Raw genomic sequence first — 265 nt, forward strand, 5'->3', positions numbered from 1 at the left:
GTTGACGAAATCTTGTCGCGCGGCCTTCTCGTTCAGCGCCCCCTTGAGCCGCGCCGGAATCGGCGGCTGCCGGATTTGCCCCTTCCACGGGTCGCCCTCCTGCCCGCGAAAGAACTCCCAACTGCTGTACCGCGTGTGATAAGTCGCACCGCCATCTTCCCAATAGTGCGGATGATCGCTGGCCAAATGCGTATGGATGCCCTCGCGTCGAAGCATGTTCGGCATCGAATCGTCGAACGGCTCGAGCGGCCCCCAGCTTCGATGC

The 265-nt window shown here is 62.6% G+C and carries 1 pseudogene; it reads right to left on the reverse strand.

The features are described 5' to 3' along the window. Positions 1-265, reverse strand: a pseudogene (locus tag SB816_RS32310) (sulfatase); the annotation flags it as partial.

The organism is Achromobacter sp. SIMBA_011, assembly GCF_046535435.1.
Lineage (GTDB): Bacteria > Pseudomonadota > Gammaproteobacteria > Burkholderiales > Burkholderiaceae_B > Achromobacter > Achromobacter dolens.